We start from the raw sequence: 18767 nt of genomic DNA, 5'->3' as shown, positions 1-18767 counted from the left end.
CGCAATATCGAAAGCCGAGCCAGAATCATGAATACGCCAGACATCGAAAATATCAACGTCACCTCCTTCGCGCCGATGCCTACGCCGGCCGACCTGCACGCCAAACTGCCGCTGTCGGCCAGCGCGTTCGACACCGTCAACCGCGGCCGCGAAACGCTGCGCAACATCATCGACCGCAAAGACAAGCGTTTGTTCGTGGTCGTGGGCCCTTGCTCCATCCACGACCCGGTCGCCGGCCTCGATTACGCGCGCCGCCTGAAAGCGCTGCAAGAGGAAGTCAAGGACACCATGCTGCTGGTGATGCGCGTGTATTTCGAAAAACCACGCACCACCACGGGCTGGAAAGGCTATATCAACGATCCGTACATGGATGACTCGTTCAAGGTCAACGAAGGCATGGAAAAAGCGCGCCAGTTCCTGCTGGACGTATGCGAACTGGGTTTGCCAACCGCCACCGAAGCGCTGGACCCGATCTCGCCGCAGTACCTGGGCGACCTGATCGCCTGGACCGCCATCGGCGCGCGCACTACCGAATCGCAAACCCACCGCGAAATGTCGTCGGGCCTGTCGACGCCGGTCGGCTTCAAGAACGGCACCGATGGCGACATCAGCATCGCCGTCAACGCCATCCTGTCGTCGGCGCACCCGCACTCCTTCCTGGGCATTAACAGCGAAGGCAATGTGGCCATCGTGCGCACGCGCGGCAACGCGTATGGCCACGTGGTACTGCGCGGCGGCGATGGCCGTCCGAACTACGATTCGGTCTCGGTGGCGATCGCCGAACAGGCGCTGGCCAAGGCCAAGCTGCCAGCCAACTTGGTGGTGGACTGCTCGCACGCGAACAGCTACAAGAAACCGGAACTGCAACCGCTGGTGATGGCCGACGTGATCAACCAGATCCGCCAGGGCAACCGCTCGCTGGTCGGCGTGATGATCGAATCGAACATCGTCGGCGGCAACCAGAAGATCCCGCAAGACCTGTCGCAACTGACCTACGGCTGCTCCGTCACCGACGGCTGCATCGACTGGGATACGACAGAGACGATGCTGCGCGATGCGCACGCTCATTTATTGAACCGCCCGGCTTAAGGCCTGCGGCTCTACCAGGAACGGCGCCTTGTGCGCCGTTTTTTTTGCTTGCCGGCTTTATCCCACCATCTGCACATGCGGCAGCACCGCGTAAGAGCCGGCCAGCGCCTGCTCGGCCTTGCTGGCCGGGGTATTCAATTCATTTAAATCCAGGTAGACGCGGCCATCGAGGATACGCACCTTGTACAGGCGCGCCATGCCGGTCATGGGCGATACCAGGCAGCCGGCATCGAGATCAATGACCCAGCTTTCCTGCGGTCCCACCAGGCTTGTGCCGCGCAGCTCCCCGTGCGCCAGCGGGCCACCCAGGCAAGGCAGCATGTCGAGCAGTGCATACACTGTATCGTCGGCCCCATGAAACACGGCCACGCCCGGCAAATCCTGCCAGGCCAGGCCCCGCTGCACCATGCGCACGCCAGCCTGCGGCAGTTCCTTCAGGCGGCAGATCATTTTCCATTGTTCGGACATCGCAAGCTCCCCAAGAAAGGTATCCCCTTATCCAAGCAAAAGTGGTGCCAGTGGAAAAAATACGGGCTGCAAGAGCGCCACGGCTACATAAAACGGCTTGCTGCCGCACTGCGCAAGTGCACACTGCCGCCGAAATGGTGCGCCGGCCGCACGGTGGGCGGGCCGGCTTTCCTTTACAATGTCGGATTACTCCCCCCTTACCTAGCACCTTCATGATTGTTCTTGGCGTCGAATCCTCCTGTGACGAAACCGGCCTGGCCCTGTACGACACGCAACGCGGCCTGCTGTCGCACGCCCTTTATTCGCAAGTGGCCATGCACGAGCAGTATGGCGGCGTGGTGCCGGAACTGGCGTCGCGCGACCATATCCGCCGCGCCATTCCCCTGCTCGAAGAAGCGCTGGGCAAGGCCGACATCGCCCTGGCCGACATCGACGCCATCGCCTACACGCAAGGCCCCGGCCTGGCTGGCGCGCTGCTGGTCGGCTCGTCCGTCGCCTGCAGCCTGGGCCTGGCCATCAACAAGCCGGTGCTGGGCATCCACCACCTGGAAGGCCATTTGCTGTCGCCTTTGCTGGCGTCCGAACCGCCCGAATTCCCGTTTATCGCGCTGCTGGTCTCGGGCGGCCACACGCAGCTGATGCGCGTCGACGGCGTGGGTCAGTACACCCTGCTGGGAGAAACGCTGGACGACGCGGCCGGCGAAGCGTTCGACAAATCGGCCAAGCTGCTGGGCCTGGGCTATCCGGGCGGCCCCGCCATTTCGCGCCTGGCCGAATTTGGCGATCCGCTGGCCTACAAGCTGCCGCGCCCGATGATGCACTCGAAGGATTTCAACTTCAGCTTTTCCGGCTTGAAGACGGCCGTGCTGACGGTGGTGAAAAACCATGAAGAAAAAGTCATCGCCAATATCTGCGAGCAGGACAAGGCCAATATTGCGCGCGGTTTCGTCGACGCCATCGTTGAGGTGCTGACGGCCAAATGCGTGTCGGCCCTGAAGCACACGGGCTTGAAACGGCTGGTGATTGCCGGCGGCGTGGGCGCCAACGCGCAGCTGCGCGCCTCGCTCAACGCGGCGGCCGCCAAGAAACGCTTCAAGGTGTATTACCCGGAGCTGGAATTCTGTACCGACAACGGCGCCATGATCGCCTTTGCCGGCGCCATGCGTTTGCAGATCAACCCGGATGCGGCCAAGTACGATTACTCGTTCAATGTGCGGCCGCGCTGGCCGCTCGATGACATCCGCGAGATCTGATCACTCCAGCAGAAAATTGCGCGTGCCCGCCAGGGCCGCGCCCTCTGTCACCGTTTCATCCTTCAGCGCCACGCCGGACAACTGCCGGCTGAACGCCTGCGACAGCAGATAATGCAGGCGGTACGCGGCTTGTCCATACGGCAGCCCCTCGGGGCGTACGTTGGAAATGCAGTTGCGGCTATCGTCGCGCAAACCCACTGCCGGCGCCCACGTCAGGTACAGTCCCAGGCTGTCCGGCACACTCAGGCCGGGCCGCTCGCCTATCATCACCAGCACGGCGCGCGCCTTCAGCAAGGCGCCCACTTCATCGCCGACCGCCACCCGCCCCTGCTGCACGATCATCAGCGGAGTCACCGTCCACGTTTCCAGCGCCAGCCTGGCGCGCAGGGCAGCCAGGAAAGGAGCAACATGCCGCTGCACGGCCAGCGCCGACAGGCCATCGGCCGCCACCAGCGCCAGGTCCGCACCGGCCGGCATACTGGCTAACTGCGTGCGCGAAGCCTGATCAAGCCGGCGCCCCAGGTCGGGCCGCTGCAGATATTCGCTGCGGCTGGCCGCCGCGCTATGCAGCAGCAGACCGGTATGGCCATCGCAAGAACAGGCCTGCGCCAGCACTGCACCGTCGAGTGCCAGCTGCACGGCGTCGCGCGCCTGGGCGTGGGCCAGTTGAAACGCCAGGTGCGCGGCAGTGGGCGTGCTCACGCCGCTGCGCCCTTGTCCGATGCGCGCCGGTGTATGGCGGCGCAAGGTTTGCCATGGGTCGTGCCTGTTCATGGTCTGCCCTTGCCATCGAGGCGCAGCAGCGCCGCCTGGAAGGCTGGCGCCAGCGTCCCGCTCAGGCGGCCCTGGATATCCGTAATCGCCATGGTCTGCAGCCAGGCTTCGAATTCGGGCGCGGCGCGCAAGCCCAATACGCGGCGCGCATACAGCGCATCGTGAAAGGAAGTGCTCTGGTAGCCCAGCATGATGTCGTCGGCGCCGGGTACGCCCATGATGAAATTGCAGCCGGCCACGCACAGCATGGTCAGCAAGGCGTCCATATCATCCTGGTCCGCCTCCGCGTGGTTGGTGTAGCAGACGTCGCAGCCCATGGGCAGGCCCAGCAGCTTGGCGCAGAAATGGTCTTCCAGTCCCGCGCGCATGATCTGCTTGCCGTCATACAGATATTCGGGACCGATAAAACCCACTACCGAGTTGACCAGCAGCGGCTGGAAAGCGCGCGCCACTGCATACGCGCGCGCCTCGCAAGTCTGCTGGTCCATGCCCGCATGGGCGCCCGCCGACAGCGCACTGCCCTGGCCAGTCTCGAAATACATGACGTTGCTGCCCACCGTGCCGCGCCCCAGCGACAGGGCCGCCGCCCGCGCCTCGGCCAGCAGCGCCAGGTCGAGGCCGAAACTGCGGTTGGCAGCTTCGGTGCCGGCCACGGACTGGAATACCAGGTCGACCGGTGCGCCGCGCCGTATCGCTTCGAGGGTATTGCTGACATGCGTGAGCACGCAAGCCTGCGTGGGTATCTGGTACTGGCTGATGACGGCGTCGAGCAAATGCAGCAGCGAGACCACTTGCGCCACGTTGTCGGTGGCGGGATTGATACCGATCACGGCGTCGCCACTGCCATACATCAGGCCATCGAGCATGGAAGCGGCGATACCGGTGGCGTCATCGGTGGGGTGATTCGGCTGCAGCCGCGTGGCCAGCCGGTTTTCCAGACCCAGGGTATTGCGGAAGGCCGTGACGACGCGGCACTTCTTCGCCACCAGCACCAGGTCTTGCAGGCGCATCAGCTTGGACACGGCCGCCGCCATTTCTGGCGTGATGCCGGGAGCCACAGCCGCCAGCGTGGGCGTGTCGGCAGCATCGCTGAGCAGCCAATCCCGGAACTCGCCCACGCACAGCGTCGCAATCGGCGCAAAGGCGTTCCGGTCATGCGTGTCGATGATCAAACGCGTGACTTCGTCGCTTTCATAGGGCACCAGCACTTCATTGAGAAATAGCGGCAGCGGCACCTCGGCCAGCGCCATTTGCGCAGCCACCCTTTCCTGCGCGCTGGCTGCCGCCACACCGGCCAGCACATCGCCGGAGCGCAGCGGCGTGGCCCTGGCCAGCAAATCTTTCAAGCTGCCGAACTGGTAAGTGTGGCTGGCGATAGTGTGACTGAATCGGGGCATGGGCGTCTCCAGTAGCCCCATACTACACCAGCTTACAGGCTGCGCAGCGCCCCTTCCAGTTGCGGATACTGGAAGACAAAACCGTCAGCCAGCAGCCGCTGCGGCACCACGCGCTGGCCTTCGACCAGCAAGTCGGCCTGCTCGCCCAGCAAGCCCCGCATGACAAACGCCGGTGTGGGCATGAACGATGGCCGGTGCAGCACCTGGCCTGCCACCTGCGCGAAGCGGCGCTGCCGGACCGCTTCCGGCGCGCAGAAGTTATAGGCCCCATCCACAGCAGTTTGTTCGCTGCGCAGCGCCAGGTGAGCGATGCCCCGCAGCACATCGTGCACATGCACCCAAGACATCCATTGCAGACCGCTGCCCAGCGGGCCGCCCATACCGAGTTTGATCGGCAACAGCATTTGCGGCAGCGAGCCCTGGTGACCAAAGACCAGGCCAAAACGCATGCGGGCCACTTGCACGCCAAATTTTTCGGCCTCGCGCGCAGCCGCTTCCCATTCGGTGCACAGCTGCGACATGAAGATGGACTGCGGTGCGCTGTCTTCGTCCAGTTCCCGGTCGTCACCCTGCGGCTGCACGCCGTAATAACCGATGGCCGAGGCCGACAGCAGCACCCTCGGTTTGTGCTGCGCGCGGGCGATCCACGCCACCAGTTCCTGCGTCAGGGCCACCCGGCTACGGCGCAAGGCCGCCTTGCGCGCTTGCGTCCAGCGCCAGCCGACGATGCGCGCACCGGCCAGGTTGATCACCATATCGATGCGCTGACCATCACCGAGTTCCTGGACCGACTCGATGCAGCGCACCCTGCCATCGAACAGCCAGGCCGATGCTTTCAGCTGGCGCGTCAAGACCGTCACCAGATGGCCATCGGCCAGCAAGGCGGCCACCAGCTGCTGGCCGATGAAACCGGTAGCGCCCGTCACCAGCACCGTTTGTGGTGTACTGCCAAAGCTGAGTACTTCGGCTTTTTGTCGCTCCCGGCTGCGCAACTGCCAGGCAGCGTAGCCATCACGCAGTCCGGACAAGCCCACGCCTATGCCGCACAATGCCAAAAAGACGCTGAGCCATCCCTGTGGTTGCCATACCAGGGCAGTCGGCAAGCTGGCCCAGTCGCCGCTGTTCAGGGCCAGCAAGGCGATGAAGGCGCCGCCGTTCATCGCCAGCACCGTATGCGTGACGCGCTCGGTGGCGGGCAGCAAGCGCGTGCGGTCTTCCACCACGAAGTCCCACAGGGTCAGCACGATTTCCACGCTGAAGATGGTCACCAGCGTCCAGGCCCAACCGCCGTGCCACTGCCAGGCGGACAGACCGATAAACAGCGCGCTGTAGATCAGGGCGCGCACCGCATGGATCGACAGCTCCAGCCGCGCCGAAGTTTTTTGCGGCAGCGCCTCGGTCAGCTCATGGTGGTACAAGGTGTCGAAGGCGCCCAGGCAGCCTTGCGCCGCCATCAGTTGTAGTGCCAGCAAATGCGTATTCATGATTTTTCCTTCTCGTGTGCGGGGGCGGCGATTTCATGGAAGCGGCCCACCTGCAAAAAAGTCATGCCAAACAGGGCGTGGCGTATCTCGATGCGGATATTGAACTGCTCGCGGTTATCGTTGCGGTGGCATAAAAAGGTTTTTCCGGGCGTGAGCAGGCCGGGCAGCGGCATGCGCCAGCCGAAGATATCCCAGAAATAACCATCGCTGGTGAAATGCAGATTGCCGCCATCGACATGCAGCCGCAGCTTCATGCCCAAGCCCATGCCCACATATTCCAGCACTTCGCCGCGCTCGCTCTCGGCCATGTAGGAAGTAAAGCGGATAGGCTGGCGGCCATGCAGGCGGTAAGTGCGCTGCTTGAAGATGTGCGGGCAGCCGGGCTTGGAATAGACTTCGATATCGACGGGGAAGTCCGTATCGTCATACGGAATCAACGCGCCATCGATAAAGGGGCACGTGATAAAACCGAGCAGCTTGCCCAGGCGCGAGCTGCGCAGCTGGCTCAGTTCACCCTGGTAATACAAGGGCTGGCCCGGCGCAGGGTTTTTCTCGAAGCGGCGGCGGATATCAGGATGCAGCTTGCCCCATTCGGCCCCCATCACCTTCCTGAACAGTTCTCCTTCAGAAGGGCCGTTCATGGCTTGCCCGGCTTTTTCGACTTGGCCGTCTTGTCGTCGGGACTGAGGAATTTGGCCACCTTGCCGCCCATGGACAGCATGCGCTGCAGGGTCGCGGGCGGCAGGTTTTTATAGTCGCTATAGGTGGCGCTGAGCATTTCCAGGAAAGCCAGCACCTCGCCCATGCGAACCAGGGTCGCCGGTGGAATCGCGGCATCGTGCTCGCCCTCGATCGCGCATTCGCGCAGCACCGACAGGGTGGGATCAATTTCGCGTCGCTTGCGCTCTTCCATGATGACCCTGAAGATTTCCCACACATCCTGCAGGGCAACGAAATGGTCGCGCCGGTCCCCCATCACATGCGTGATGCGGGCCAGGCCCCAGCTTTGCAATTCCTTCAGGCTGTTGCTGACGTTCGAGCGGGCTACATTCAAGGTCTCGGCGATGTCTTCAGCCGTCAAAGGCTCATTGGCCAGGAATAGCAGCGCGTGGATTTGCGACACCGTGCGGTTGACGCCCCAGCGGGTGCCCATTTCTCCCCAGTGGAGGATATATTTTTGCGTGGTCGGACTCAGTTCCATGATTTTCTCTTATTTCTGTCGTTACAGAAATGTAAGACCTAAAGGAAGCTGAGTCAAGCACGATACCTCAATGGTTTGCGGGAGGCTGGCCCATGGCACGCAAAAAGGCTTGCTGCGAAACGTGCAATTGCCGGTAAGTGAGATTGCGGTAGGCCAGGCCATGCTGTGGTGCCAGTTCGGCGATGATGTGCGCCAGTGCCCGATAGTGGCGGTGGCTCCAGGTCGGGAACAAATGGTGGGTCAAGTGCAGATTGAGCCCGCCCAGCCAGTAGCCGAGATAACGCAAGGCGCGCGGCTGCGGCATCCAGTCGCAGGCCGTGTAAAACGTGTGCTGGCACCAGTCATGCGGCAGGCTGCCGTCCGCTGGCGGCTGGAAAAAGTCTACCTCGGCCCAGTGCGTGCCCAGTATCAGCGCCACCAGCACGCACGAGGCCATCATCTGGCCCAGCAGATATGCGCCCAGCACCACGCCCCAGCCGATATGATCGTGCAGCAGCAAGATCGGCAAGGCCAGCACCAGCGCCACGTGGCCCAGCTTCCAACCGAGGAAAGACAGCCAGCCAGACCAGCCCTGCAGCCGGCTGTTCGCGGCCACCGGCGTCTTGCCGCAACGGTCCAGCCAGTCGCCATACCAGTTCAGGTAAGGCAGCGACAGCGCCGCCACCACGGGCCAGTACAGGTGCTGATAACGGTACTGCGGCGACCAGCGCTGGAACGGTGTCTGGCGCAAAAAAGGATTCGGTTCCGTATCGAGGTCATGCCCTTCCACGTTGGCATACGGGTGGTGAAAATGCACGTGGCGGATGGTCCAGAAATCCGTGTCCACGCCGACCGGCAAGGACACCAGCCGTATCAGCAGCCGGTTCAGCGGCCCATGGCGGAACACGGCGCCGTGGGCCGCATCGTGCAGGGTATTCATGGCCAGCGCCATCGCCGCGACCAGGCAGCCGGCATAGCAAGCCACGAAAGCCCATACGCTGCTGGTACGCAGCGCCAGCACATACAGCAGCGCCGTCAGCACGGCCAGGAAGATGGCCTTGGCATATACACGCCAGTCACCAAAACGATGTGTATGTTTGGCGGCCAGGTAGGCCTCGGCCCGTGCACGCAACTCGCGCCGGAATGCGGAATCGCGCGCCGGGCGGAAGCGCAGCGGAGGCAACTGCCTCATGCCCGCGTGCCGGCAGCGGCGGGCCACCACAATCGGCGCGCGCCATCGAGGCCATGCACCAGCAGCGCCGCCAGGAAGACCATGCCCCAGGCATCGCGCGCGCCATACCAGCCGAAAAACAGCAGCGGCATGGTCAGCGCGATGCCCACCCAGGCGATGGCGCCCCAGCGGCGCGCATCGGACAAGCCGCCCAGCGCCAGGGTGCCGCCAAAGATCAGCGCAAACAATATCGCTTGCTGCGCGCCAGCCAGCGCCGCTTCATGGTTGACGTAATAAATCACCAGGCCGAACAGGATCACGCCGCCGATGCCGATATACAGTTCCGGCACATGGAAAAGACCACGCGACTGCCAGTGCGGGAAGCGGACCCGCAGCCACTTGAACAGCTTGCCATTGCTGGCCAACAGCGGGTTATGCGTGGGCGCCATGCCCTTGACGCCATAACGCATTTCCACGCCCTCGAGTTCGGGCTGGAAGCTGCCGAATACCTTATCCCACAGCAGCAGGGTGCCGCCGAAATTGCGGTTGAGGTAGCGCTTGTCCGTGCCGTGGTGCACGCGGTGGTGTGTAGGCGTGACGAGAAATTTATCGAGAAAGCCTGACTTGTTGACCAGCGCATTGTGGTTATAGAACTGCACCGAATAATGCAGCGACGAGACGACGAGGAATACTTCCAGAGGTACGCCCAGCACGGCCAGGATGGCGATAAAGGGAAAATTCGTCAGCGAGGAATACCAGGAATTGCGCACGCCCAGCGACAGGTTGAAATGCTCGCCCTGGTGGTGCACCACATGCACGGCCCACAACAGTGGAAACTTGTGGTGCAGCCGGTGCATCCAGTAAAAGCACAGGTCCCAGGCAAAAAAAGCGAAGATCCACTGCGCCGCCACCGGCCACTGGTCGACGATGTGCAAATTCGCGTAATGCAGCAGCAGGCCGAAGGCGGCTACTTCCACGCCGCGAAATACCCACATCAGGATATGCCCTGAATTGAGGTTGAAGATCACATCCTTCCATGGCACCGGGGTCTTGCGCAGCCATTTCAGGATCAGCAGTTCGGCCAGCACGAAAGCCAGCATGACGAGAAAGGACAGGGCAAATGGATTCATGATGCAGTCTCCGGAGGTGTGGCCGCAGCGCGGCGGCCGGCCAGTTGCAGGTGCGCCAGCATGCCGCCCGCCAGCCCCACGGCCAGGCCGGCGGCCAGGTCGATACTGAGATGGCGGCGCAGCGCGATAATGGCGTAGCAGATGGCCACACCCAGTAACGCAAGCAGCGTGGAACGCAGCAGGCGCCGCCTGTCGCACAGGGCCCATACGCACAGCAGGGTCAGGGCGCCGTGCAGGGACGGCAAACAGTTTTGCGTGGAGTCCGCCGCCTGCAGCCAGCGCAGCGCCTGCGCACTCCAGCCGCCAGCGTTGCCCGCGGGCGGATACGCCAGCGTGGTCGGGTACAGCAGAAACACCAGCCCGCAGATCGCGGCGCAAGTCGCCATGGCGCGCGCCAGCCAGCGCACGCGCACCGCATCGGCGGCCAGGTAGGCGTACGGAATCAGGATGAAAAAGGATAGGTACAGCCAGATGGCGGCATCGTTATAAGGAATCGCGCGGTCCAGCGCCATTTCGGGCAAGAGCACGCCCTGCCCTTGCAGCAGGTCGCTGGAAAAATACACGAGGCCCACGCTGCCCCAGCCAGCCAGCAGGTACAGCAAACGCAAACGTATCTTCATGGGGCGGCATGGCGCATGATACGGCGCCGTTTTTTGGTGGGGTCAAAGGCAGGCAGTGTGCTCGATAGCGTCCATTCCAGGCGCCCGGCGGCCACGCCCACCCCCCGCAGCACGGCGGCCAGATGGTCGCGCAGCCCGGCCAGTCCGGTCTCGTCCAGGGGCGCGTGCAATTGCAAGGCTGCCTCGCCCTGCTGCACCAGCCGGTAATCGGCGTCCGGCGGCAAGGCTTGCGCCAGGGCGCGGGTCAGCACGTCGGCAAACACGGCGACTTTGTCACCATCACGCGCAGATGGCAGCACCAGCATATCGTCGCAGCGACCTTCGATGCCATCGATGGCGCGCGTGGCACGGCCACACGGACATGGCGTGGCACGCGCGACCAGGATATCGTCCAGGCGGTAGCGCACGATGGGCTGGGTGATGCGCGTAAAGTCGGTAATCACGGGCACGAAGCGGCGCTGTTCCGCATCGAGCCACTGCGGCTCGACCTGCACATACTCTTCGTTCAAATGCAGCACGCCATGTTCGCAGGTGCTGGCCAAAAAGCCTTCGGTGGCCTGGTAAATCTCATGCACGGCGCCAAACGCCTGCACGATCAAGGTCCGGTCTTGCGGCTCCAGCACTTCAGCGACCGAAATGACTTTTTTCGGCGCCAAGGCCAGCCTGCCGGCGATCACGTCCAGCGCCAGCTGGCGCAGCACTTGCGCTGGCGCGACGATCACGGAAGGCTGATAGACCACCAGACCGGCGCACAAGCTATCGAAGGGCTGGAATAAATCAAAAAAGGCAAAGGTCAGCCATGGCGAGCGCACGGCCGTGTACAGATTGCTGTTCGCGCGCAGGAACAGCGCCACGCGCTCACCGGAAAACAAGCCGTCCGGCAGGGCCTTGGCCAGCATCACGCCGGCCCACTGCGCCTTTTCGCGGGGGCTGACGGCAAACACGGCCCGCCGTGCCGACGTGCCCGACGACAGGCCTACCGTGATATGGCCCACGGCGGGCGTAAAGTCGCGGCTGCGCTCGGCCGCCATGGCCGCTTCCATCGCGGGGAGCAAACGCACGCCGGCCGTATTCATGGCGTCAAAGTGTTCGAGCATCAGGGCCTTGTCCATGCCCGGCCACTGCGCCAGCGGCACATCCCGGTATGGCGCAAAGTAGCGGCTGCGCGCGCACAGCGTTTCAATAAAACGGGCCAGTTGCCGCCGCTGGTGGGCTTCGAGCTGCGCGCGGTTCGTAAAACGCAGCCGGCGCGTGCGCCAGTACGACTGCAATAACCAGATAAGACGCATCATGGACGGCCCGCCACGGCCACGTAGTCTGGCGTCTCTTCATGCGTGAGGCGGATCTGCGCATGGCCCGACCGGTGCAGCTGGTGCAGGCGCTGCAAGGTGTCGTAGTACGGCGCGCGCTGGTGCTGGATGAGGAAGGACAGTTCCGACGGCCCGCGCAATTGCTGGAAGCTTTCGGGCACCCAGGCGGCGTCGGACGCCAGCAAGGTCCAGCCTGTGTCTTGCAGCACGAAGGCGCCAATATGGCCGGCGGCATGGCCGGGCAAGTCGACGATGTAGATTTCACCGGTGCCGCTGACGTCGCGCCCTGTCGTAAAAGGATGCAGGGCGGCCGGCAAGGCCGTCTCGGGCACGCTTTCGACAAAGCCCAGGCGGTCGGCGATATCATTCGGCAGCAACTCGGGCACGAAGGCCTGGCGCACGGCGGCAACACCGGACAAGCCGCGCACGGCCTCCCAGCCCACTTGTGAGCACATCAAGCGGGCAGTGGGAAAATCGCGCAGGCCGGCGATATGGTCGGCGTGAAAGTGCGACAGCAGCAAGGTGTGGATATCGCCCGGCGACACGCCATGCGCGCGCAACTGCCCTTGCAAGGACTCGTGCGCGTCGAAGGAAATCGGCGTCACCCAGGCATACAGCCGGTACACGCCCTTGCTGGTGGCGGTGCGGAAGTGTTCGGCGTAGCCGGTGTCCCACAGGTACAGGCCGGCGCGCGTTTCGATCAAGTAGGCGCGCGAGGGAAAACAGCGGCTGGCCAGCCCGCTGCCTTTCAAGACCATGCACGATGGATGGGTGCAGTGGCCGACGCGAAAGGTGGTGATGCTAGCCATTGTGCTCCTTGATCTGCCTGACGGCTGCCGCTTCCTGGCGCATCCATTGCGCCGTGCGGGCGATGCCGTCCTGCAGGCTGACGATGGGCTGGTAGCCCAGTATCTTGCGCGCCTTGGCGTTATCGAGCGTCATGTCGAAACTGAGCGCGCCGATGCTGTAGGGTGTGAGGGACGGTTCGCGGCGCGTAAAACGCGAGGCAAACTGCATCATGCGGGCGGCCAGCGCCAGCAGGCGGTAGGGCACCCTGACGATCTCGAACGGCTGCTGCAAGTGCTCGCAAAACAGGCTGCGCAGGATATCGCACAGGCGCGCCGGTTCGCCATTGGTGATGTTGAAGGCCGCGCCCGACTGCAGGTGTTTATGCGTGGTCGCCAGCCACATCGCATGCACCACATTGTCGACATAGGTGATGTCGAGCGTGACGGCGCCGCCATGGGGCAGCGGCAGCTTGCCGCCGCGCTGGCGCAGCACGCGGGCCAGGCGCGGAATCAGCACCTGGTCATGCGGGCCGAAGATGGCGCGCGGGCGCAGGATCACGCAACACATGGCAGGATGGCACCCGGCCGCATCCTGCACCAGCTTTTCCGCCATCGCCTTGCTGCGCGCATAGGCGTTCACGAAAACATCGGGACGGAAGGTTTCCGGCACTTCGTAACGGTTGCGGTAATCGAAATACATGGCCGGCGTGGAGATATGCACGAAGCGTTCCACGTGCAGGCTGCCGGCCGCGCGCAGCAGCTGGCCGGTGGCCGTGACGTTGGCGGCGATGAAGTCGCGCTCCGCTCCCCACGGTGACGACAGGGCCGCGCAATGCCAGACGGTGTCCATGCCGCGCACCAGCTGGTCGACCTGCTGCGGCGTGGCCAGGGCCAGGTCGAGCGGCACGAACTGCGCACCCAGGCGCTCCAGCTCCAGCCCCACGGCCAGGTTGCGGCCCGTGGCGCGCACGTCGACGCCTTGCGCCAGCAAGGTCTGCACGGCATTGCGCCCCAGCCCGCCCGTCGCTCCCGTGACCAGTATCCCTCTCATCGCGCCTTCCTCATAGATCGACCACCATGCCGCCGATGGTCAGGCCGGCGGCCGTGCCCATCATCAGCAGGCGCTGGCCTGCCACGGCCCGCCCCGTCATCACCGCCTCATGCAAGGCAGTGGGAATCGAGGCGGCAACCTGGTTGCCATGGTGTTCAAAGATCTTGATGATTTTAGCATCGGGCACATCGAGGATGCGCGCCGCATGCGCCAGTCCCAGCGGGCTGGCCTGGTGCGGCACCACCACATCGATGCGCTCCAGGCCCGCGCCCGAGTCGACCATCAACTGTTCCAGGAAGGCGGGCATGACCTTCACGGCCAGGCGGAACACGGCCTTGCCATCCATGCGGAACAGGTAGTCGGCTGGTTCCACGCCATTACGCGGATTGCGCTCGGTGCCGCCGCCCCGAATTTCACAATAGCGCCGCCCCTCCGGATACGTGCCCATTTTATAGGCGCGAATGCCTGCCGCGCCATCACCGCGCTCGACGATGACGGCGGCGGCGCCGTCGCCAAAGATCATCGACGCTTCCGGCTCGCTCCAGTCGACCCCGCGTGACGCCAGGTCAGCGGCGACGATGGCAATGCGCCGGTAGCCGCCGTCGGCCAGCAAGGAGGCTGCCACGCGGAAGGCGGCCATGAAACTGAGGCAACTGGCGTTGATGTCGAAGGTAGGCGTGCCTGGCGGCAAGCCCGCATGCTGGGCGATAAAGCAGGCCGTATTGGGCAAGGCTTGTTCGGGCACGCCGCAGGCGCCGATCAGCAGGTCGATATCGGCCGGCTGCAGGCTGGCGTTTTTCAATGCATCGCGCAGGGCGGCCGCGCCCAGCTGGCTTTGCGATTCGTCGGGTCCGGCCACGAAGCGCGACAGCACGCCGCTCTTGCGCAGGGTGTAGCCGGGCGGATGGCCAAGCTGGCGGTCCAGGCTATCGGAAGTGACACTGTTGGACGGCACGGCCTTGCCCGTCGCTATCAAGCGAACTGGAATCATATTGGCCTTAGGCTAAGTGAATATAAAAGCAGCAGCGTTAATCGCTGGCCATGGGCGGCAGCTTGTCGCCGCAGTTCTTGCAGAACCTGGCGTCGTCGTCGAGTCCTTCTTTCAGGCAGGCGGGGCAGGCCCGCGTGGTGACGAGCTTGACGCTGCGCTGCATCGTCATTTCGGAGCTGATGATGCCGGTTGGCACTGCCAGGATGCCCCAGCCGAGCAGCATCATCAGCGATGAGATGGCGCGCCCGATGTCGGTCTTCGGCGCGATATCGCCAAAACCAACCGTGGTCATGGTACTGATGGCCCAGTATATGGCGGTCGGGATACTGGTAAAACCATTATCTGGCCCTTCCACGACATACATCACGGTCCCCAGCAAAAACACCACCATCATCACGAACGATAAAAAGATCAGAATCTTGCGCTTGCTGGCCAGCAAGGCGCGGCCCAGCACCGTATATTCATGCACGTAGGAAGTCAGCTTGAGGATACGGAACATGCGCAGCAGGCGCAGAATGCGCACATCGATCAGCACATGGGCGCCCGGCAACAGCAAGCCGATGTAGGTGGGGATGATCGCCAGCAAGTCGATCAAGCCGAAAAAACTCTTGGCGTAGCGCACCGGATGCTTCAGGCACATCAAGCGGGCGATATATTCGATGGTAAATAAAATGGTGAAAAACCATTCCAGCGCCATCAGCACCGTGTTGTAGCGGGCCGCCACGGAAGCGATGCTGCTCAGCACGACCACCGTCACGCTCATCAGGATGGCGGCGATCAGCACCAGGTCGAAAGCGCGGCCCGTGCGCGTTTCCGCCTCGAAAATGACGATATACAGTTTTTCGCGCCAGCCCCGTTCGGGCTTGCCGTAACGCTGCTTTGCTTCCTGTGCAGCAAGTTGCTGCGGTGTCAAGGCCGCGTGGGGGGAGTCTGGCTTCATGGGAATCGTTCTTTCATACATTGAATATTGTATAGATCATTTAGAAACGATGGCCACACGCACACGTGCCCTAGGACAGCATGCTCTACGATAATTTCTTCGCCAGCAACACCGCGTTGCGCCGCTCGCGCTCCGTTTGCACCAGCTCGGCCGCACGCGCTTCCGGCAAGCCCACCGTCTGCAGCACGGTAGCCGTCAGTTGCAGCGCCGCTTCCAGCGCCTCGGGCACGACCAGCGTGGCGCCAGCCTGTACCAGCGCCAGCGCATGGGCTTCATCGCGGGCGCGCGCATACACGGGCAAGTGCGGATAATCGCGGCGTATCGATTTTACGGCGTGCAATACGGACGCCGGGTGGTCCATGGTCAGCACCACGGCTGCGGCCCGCTCGGCGTTGACTTTTTGCAACAATTCAGCGCGCGAGGCATCGCCGAAATACACGGGAAAGCCGCGCGGATGCATGCTGGTCACGAGCTTGGCGTCATTTTCGATGGCGACATAAGCGATATCCTGTTCCGTCAGCAGCTTGGCCAGCAACTGCCCCACGCGGCCGAAACCGGCAATGATGACCTGGCTGCCCTGCGGCGGCAGCGCGCCGTCGGCCAGGTCGGCCAATTGATGGCGGTGGCGCCCTTCCCACCAGTTGCCGAAACTGCGGGCGGCGCGCGACAAGGCGGGCGTGGCAAACAGGCTCAGGCCCACCACCAGCATGACGAACTGCGCCACTTGCGGTGCAATCAACTTGGTGCCCAGCGCATACGCGACCACGATAAAGGCAAACTCGCCGCCTTGCCCCAGCAGCACGCCCGTTTCCACCGCGCGGCCCCAGTGAAAACCGCCGAGACGGAAAATCACGCTGATCACCAAGGTCTTCACGGCAAACAGGCTCAGTACGGCCAGCGGAATCAGAATCGGCGACTTGAAGATTTCACGCACGTCGATCTGCATGCCCACCGACATGAAAAACAGGCCCATCAGCAAGCCCTTGAACGGCTCGATGGTCACTTCCACTTCGTGGCGAAATTCCGTTTCCGCCAGCAATAATCCAGCCAGCAAGGCGCCCAGCGCCATCGACAGGCCCGCCAGGTAGGTCAAGCCGGCGATGCCCAGCGTACTGAGCAGTGTCAAGGCCATGAAGACATCGGGCTGGCGTTTCTTGACGAAAAACTGGAACAGGGGCCGGATCACGCGGCGCCCCAGCAGGTAAATCAGCAGGATGGCGCCGGCCGATTTCACGGCGGCAAAACTGAGCAGATAGGCCAGGTCTTCGCTATGGCCGCTGGCAAACACGTCGATCAGGATGAACAACGGCACCACCATCAAATCCTGGAACATCAGGATGGAAAAACCGGCCTGTCCAGCGGGGGTCTGCAGGGAACGCCGGTCAGCCAGCAACTGCATCACCACCGCCGTGGACGACAGCGACAGCACCAGGCCCAGCACGATGGCCGCTTCCAGCGGCAGGCCCAGGTAATACACCACGGCGCCGATCAGGCCGGCACTGGCGACCACCTGCCCCACGCCCGCGCCAAACACCCAGCGGCGCAGCGCCCACAGCCGTTCGGTGGACAATTCCAGGCCGATCATGAACATCAAAAACATCACGCCCAGCTCGGCCAGGCCGCTGACCTGCTCGGCGCGCACGAACGAAAAATACCTGAGCCAGCCAAAGTCGCCCGCCCACAGGCCGAAACCGAATGGCCCGAACAGGGCGCCGACGGCCAGGAAACCCAGTACCTGGTTGACCTTCAGGCGTTGCAACAAGGGGATAAAAATCCCGGCCAGGGCGAGAAACAGCAAGGTTTCTCGCAGATACGGTAAGGCATGCTGCTCTTCCACAATAATCCTGCGTAAAAAATGTGATCGGTGGCGTCGCGCCGCTATTCGCGCAAATCGAGCATGTCTGCGCGCGGATGTCCCCAGCCCGGCACATAGGCGGGGCACGGACGGGCGCGGAATTGTTCCAGCTCGATGGTCGTAAAATTGGGCAACATGTCCGGATTAAAACGCACATCGGTCAAGCCATGGTCCAGCTTGGGCATGCGGCCAAAACGCAGCCAGGCATCCGCATAGCAATTGTGCGATTGCAGCTGGCGCAAGCTGGCCAGGCTACCCGTCGCTTGCGCGGACAAGCCTATGCCGGGCGCCAGTTGCTCGCCCTGCCCCGTTTCCGCCAACCCCGCCGGACAGGCATTGGGCGCCAGCGCCGTTGGCAGCACGCTCATGGTGCCGCGCCGCAAGGTGTAGACATCCGTCTTGCTGTCGAGCGCAACATAGATCCAGCACAGCGGATGGCTGGGAAACGCCGTCATCGCCACGTCCCACACGCGCGTGCCCGGATCGAGCCGTTGCACGGCCGCTTCGACCCGGGCGCGGCCCACGGCGGACGCCACGCCCTGCACACCGATAAAGGTTGCGCCCAGCGCAAACGCCAGCAGCAAGGCGCCCTTGCCGCGCTCGCCGGCACGCCCCTGCAGCACGCTCAGCAAGGTGCCCAGCGCCAGCAGCACGATGCAAGCCACGGGCGTCAAATAGTTTTTATAGGTAAAGAAACACAGGGCCGCCGCCAGCGCCGCCAGCAGCACGCTTTTGACGATGCCGGAACGCAGGGAGACGATCACGGGCACGCCCAGCAAGACCCAGAACATGGGCTCGACGATGAACACCATGTCGCCATATAGCCAGCGGCTGTTGAACGGATAAAACGGATGCACGCCGTAGGAATTGAGGAAATCCATGGCCATATGCAAGCCGAAGCCCAGCACCATGCAAAGCGCCAGCCCCAGGCGGGCCGGGCCGCTGTCTTTCAACAGGCGGCGCGCGGCCGGCCACAGCAGCCACAGCATGGCCAGCAAGAACAGCGCCTGCGGCACGGCCAGCAGCAAGGTATGCGTGTGTCCACGATGATGCAGCAGATAACCGAACGGCGATGGCAGCAGCCTGGTCAGTATCAGATCCAGGTCGGGCGCATTGCTGGCAAACCAGGCGGTAAACAGAAACAGCGCACGACGGGTGCGCTGGGCGGGTTCCTGGGGTTCAGATGGCAGGCTGCGATGCAGTAATTCACCGGCTGCCAGGCCGATGACCGAATGCGTAATATTATCCATTCGGAAATTCTACAGG

At 63.3% G+C, this 18767-nt stretch carries 18 protein-coding genes; 2 read left to right on the top strand and 16 right to left on the bottom strand.

All coding sequences use genetic code 11. From position 1 onward, the window contains the following. The first annotated feature begins 27 nt into the window (after positions 1-27). The gene (locus tag ACL9RI_RS01095; RefSeq protein WP_183675306.1) at positions 28-1089 is read left to right on the top strand and encodes a 3-deoxy-7-phosphoheptulonate synthase; all 1062 of its coding nucleotides are present in this window, start codon (positions 28-30) and stop codon (positions 1087-1089) included. 57 nt (positions 1090-1146) lie between these two features. On the opposite strand, the gene ACL9RI_RS01090 is transcribed toward ACL9RI_RS01095, so the two are convergent. Next, the gene (locus ACL9RI_RS01090) at positions 1147-1557 is read right to left on the bottom strand and encodes a nitrite reductase (NAD(P)H) small subunit (RefSeq protein WP_183675304.1); all 411 of its coding nucleotides are present in this window, start codon (positions 1555-1557) and stop codon (positions 1147-1149) included. A 212-nt stretch (positions 1558-1769) separates the two neighbouring features. Here ACL9RI_RS01090 and tsaD point away from each other — a divergent pair, with 212 nt between their 5' ends. Continuing rightward, positions 1770-2810, top strand: a complete 1041-nt coding sequence (tsaD, locus tag ACL9RI_RS01085) for a tRNA (adenosine(37)-N6)-threonylcarbamoyltransferase complex transferase subunit TsaD (protein WP_183675302.1) — start codon at positions 1770-1772, stop codon at positions 2808-2810. Here the strand turns inward: tsaD and eutC are convergent, their stop codons facing one another. The 15 genes from eutC to ACL9RI_RS01010 all read right to left on the bottom strand — a co-directional run bounded on the left by eutC (position 2811) and on the right by ACL9RI_RS01010 (position 18751). Further along, positions 2811-3584 (bottom strand): ethanolamine ammonia-lyase subunit EutC, encoded by a 774-nt coding sequence (eutC, locus tag ACL9RI_RS01080; RefSeq protein ID WP_422724758.1) that lies wholly within the window; start codon positions 3582-3584, stop codon positions 2811-2813. After that, positions 3581-4981 carry an ethanolamine ammonia-lyase subunit EutB gene (locus ACL9RI_RS01075; protein WP_422724757.1) on the bottom strand — a complete coding sequence of 467 codons (1401 nt, stop codon included), beginning with the start codon at positions 4979-4981 and terminating at the stop codon, positions 3581-3583. Before ACL9RI_RS01075 ends, eutC begins: the two co-directional genes overlap by 4 nt. A gap of 32 nt (positions 4982-5013) precedes the next feature. Continuing rightward, positions 5014-6465: a TIGR01777 family oxidoreductase gene (locus tag ACL9RI_RS01070; protein WP_422724756.1), complete on the bottom strand. Its 1452-nt coding sequence runs from the start codon at positions 6463-6465 to the stop codon at positions 5014-5016. Further along, entirely contained in the window at positions 6462-7106 is a 645-nt protein-coding gene (locus ACL9RI_RS01065; RefSeq protein ID WP_422724755.1) for a DUF4166 domain-containing protein, read from the bottom strand. The genes ACL9RI_RS01070 and ACL9RI_RS01065 overlap by 4 nt, the downstream gene beginning before the upstream one ends. Further along, positions 7103-7666, bottom strand: coding sequence for a GbsR/MarR family transcriptional regulator (locus ACL9RI_RS01060; protein ID WP_422724754.1), 564 nt, complete (start codon positions 7664-7666; stop codon positions 7103-7105). The genes ACL9RI_RS01065 and ACL9RI_RS01060 overlap by 4 nt, the downstream gene beginning before the upstream one ends. Before the next feature lie 67 nt (positions 7667-7733). Next, entirely contained in the window at positions 7734-8837 is a 1104-nt protein-coding gene (locus ACL9RI_RS01055) for an acyl-CoA desaturase (RefSeq protein ID WP_422724753.1), read from the bottom strand. After that, a complete protein-coding gene (locus tag ACL9RI_RS01050) occupies positions 8834-9946 on the bottom strand; it encodes a sterol desaturase family protein (RefSeq protein WP_422724752.1) in 1113 nt (370 codons plus the stop codon). Before ACL9RI_RS01050 ends, ACL9RI_RS01055 begins: the two co-directional genes overlap by 4 nt. After that, positions 9943-10566 (bottom strand): phosphatase PAP2 family protein, encoded by a 624-nt coding sequence (locus ACL9RI_RS01045; RefSeq protein WP_422724751.1) that lies wholly within the window; start codon positions 10564-10566, stop codon positions 9943-9945. Before ACL9RI_RS01045 ends, ACL9RI_RS01050 begins: the two co-directional genes overlap by 4 nt. Next, positions 10563-11858 carry a F390 synthetase-related protein gene (locus ACL9RI_RS01040; protein WP_422724750.1) on the bottom strand — a complete coding sequence of 432 codons (1296 nt, stop codon included), beginning with the start codon at positions 11856-11858 and terminating at the stop codon, positions 10563-10565. The genes ACL9RI_RS01045 and ACL9RI_RS01040 overlap by 4 nt, the downstream gene beginning before the upstream one ends. Continuing rightward, positions 11855-12685 carry an MBL fold metallo-hydrolase gene (locus ACL9RI_RS01035; RefSeq protein ID WP_422724749.1) on the bottom strand — a complete coding sequence of 277 codons (831 nt, stop codon included), beginning with the start codon at positions 12683-12685 and terminating at the stop codon, positions 11855-11857. The genes ACL9RI_RS01040 and ACL9RI_RS01035 overlap by 4 nt, the downstream gene beginning before the upstream one ends. After that, the gene (locus ACL9RI_RS01030) at positions 12678-13715 is read right to left on the bottom strand and encodes an NAD-dependent epimerase/dehydratase family protein (protein ID WP_422724748.1); all 1038 of its coding nucleotides are present in this window, start codon (positions 13713-13715) and stop codon (positions 12678-12680) included. The genes ACL9RI_RS01035 and ACL9RI_RS01030 overlap by 8 nt, the downstream gene beginning before the upstream one ends. A gap of 10 nt (positions 13716-13725) precedes the next feature. Beyond that, the gene (locus ACL9RI_RS01025) at positions 13726-14706 is read right to left on the bottom strand and encodes a 3-oxoacyl-[acyl-carrier-protein] synthase III C-terminal domain-containing protein (RefSeq protein ID WP_422724747.1); all 981 of its coding nucleotides are present in this window, start codon (positions 14704-14706) and stop codon (positions 13726-13728) included. Between the two features lie 37 nt (positions 14707-14743). Then, positions 14744-15646: an ion transporter gene (locus tag ACL9RI_RS01020; RefSeq protein ID WP_422724746.1), complete on the bottom strand. Its 903-nt coding sequence runs from the start codon at positions 15644-15646 to the stop codon at positions 14744-14746. 85 nt (positions 15647-15731) lie between these two features. After that, a complete protein-coding gene (locus ACL9RI_RS01015) occupies positions 15732-17444 on the bottom strand; it encodes a cation:proton antiporter (RefSeq protein ID WP_422724745.1) in 1713 nt (570 codons plus the stop codon). Between the two features lie 80 nt (positions 17445-17524). After that, on the bottom strand, positions 17525-18751 hold the full coding sequence (locus tag ACL9RI_RS01010) for a metal-dependent hydrolase (RefSeq protein ID WP_422724744.1): 1227 nt from the start codon (positions 18749-18751) through the stop codon (positions 17525-17527). Positions 18752-18767 lie beyond the last annotated feature (16 nt).

Source organism: Janthinobacterium sp. Mn2066 (genome assembly GCF_049319705.1).
In the GTDB taxonomy this organism is placed as follows: domain Bacteria; phylum Pseudomonadota; class Gammaproteobacteria; order Burkholderiales; family Burkholderiaceae_D; genus Janthinobacterium.
This window is presented reverse-complemented; position numbering and strand designations above follow the sequence as displayed.

What these genes read in the sequence shown, in the direction of transcription:
- ACL9RI_RS01070 (WP_422724756.1), bottom strand. Translation starts at nt 6,465, where the DNA reads ATGAATACGCATTTGCTGGCACTACAACTGATGGCGGCGCAAGGCTGC.
- ACL9RI_RS01065 (WP_422724755.1), bottom strand. Translation starts at nt 7,106, where the DNA reads ATGAACGGCCCTTCTGAAGGAGAACTGTTCAGGAAGGTGATGGGGGCC.
- tsaD (WP_183675302.1), top strand. Translation starts at nt 1,770, where the DNA reads ATGATTGTTCTTGGCGTCGAATCCTCCTGTGACGAAACCGGCCTGGCC.
- eutC (WP_422724758.1), bottom strand. Translation starts at nt 3,584, where the DNA reads ATGAACAGGCACGACCCATGGCAAACCTTGCGCCGCCATACACCGGCG.
- ACL9RI_RS01055 (WP_422724753.1), bottom strand. Translation starts at nt 8,837, where the DNA reads ATGAGGCAGTTGCCTCCGCTGCGCTTCCGCCCGGCGCGCGATTCCGCA.
- ACL9RI_RS01060 (WP_422724754.1), bottom strand. Translation starts at nt 7,666, where the DNA reads ATGGAACTGAGTCCGACCACGCAAAAATATATCCTCCACTGGGGAGAA.
- ACL9RI_RS01095 (WP_183675306.1), top strand. Translation starts at nt 28, where the DNA reads ATGAATACGCCAGACATCGAAAATATCAACGTCACCTCCTTCGCGCCG.
- ACL9RI_RS01010 (WP_422724744.1), bottom strand. Translation starts at nt 18,751, where the DNA reads ATGGATAATATTACGCATTCGGTCATCGGCCTGGCAGCCGGTGAATTA.
- ACL9RI_RS01025 (WP_422724747.1), bottom strand. Translation starts at nt 14,706, where the DNA reads ATGATTCCAGTTCGCTTGATAGCGACGGGCAAGGCCGTGCCGTCCAAC.
- ACL9RI_RS01030 (WP_422724748.1), bottom strand. Translation starts at nt 13,715, where the DNA reads ATGAGAGGGATACTGGTCACGGGAGCGACGGGCGGGCTGGGGCGCAAT.
- ACL9RI_RS01035 (WP_422724749.1), bottom strand. Translation starts at nt 12,685, where the DNA reads ATGGCTAGCATCACCACCTTTCGCGTCGGCCACTGCACCCATCCATCG.
- ACL9RI_RS01075 (WP_422724757.1), bottom strand. Translation starts at nt 4,981, where the DNA reads ATGCCCCGATTCAGTCACACTATCGCCAGCCACACTTACCAGTTCGGC.
- ACL9RI_RS01050 (WP_422724752.1), bottom strand. Translation starts at nt 9,946, where the DNA reads ATGAATCCATTTGCCCTGTCCTTTCTCGTCATGCTGGCTTTCGTGCTG.
- ACL9RI_RS01090 (WP_183675304.1), bottom strand. Translation starts at nt 1,557, where the DNA reads ATGTCCGAACAATGGAAAATGATCTGCCGCCTGAAGGAACTGCCGCAG.
- ACL9RI_RS01020 (WP_422724746.1), bottom strand. Translation starts at nt 15,646, where the DNA reads ATGAAGCCAGACTCCCCCCACGCGGCCTTGACACCGCAGCAACTTGCT.
- ACL9RI_RS01040 (WP_422724750.1), bottom strand. Translation starts at nt 11,858, where the DNA reads ATGATGCGTCTTATCTGGTTATTGCAGTCGTACTGGCGCACGCGCCGG.
- ACL9RI_RS01045 (WP_422724751.1), bottom strand. Translation starts at nt 10,566, where the DNA reads ATGAAGATACGTTTGCGTTTGCTGTACCTGCTGGCTGGCTGGGGCAGC.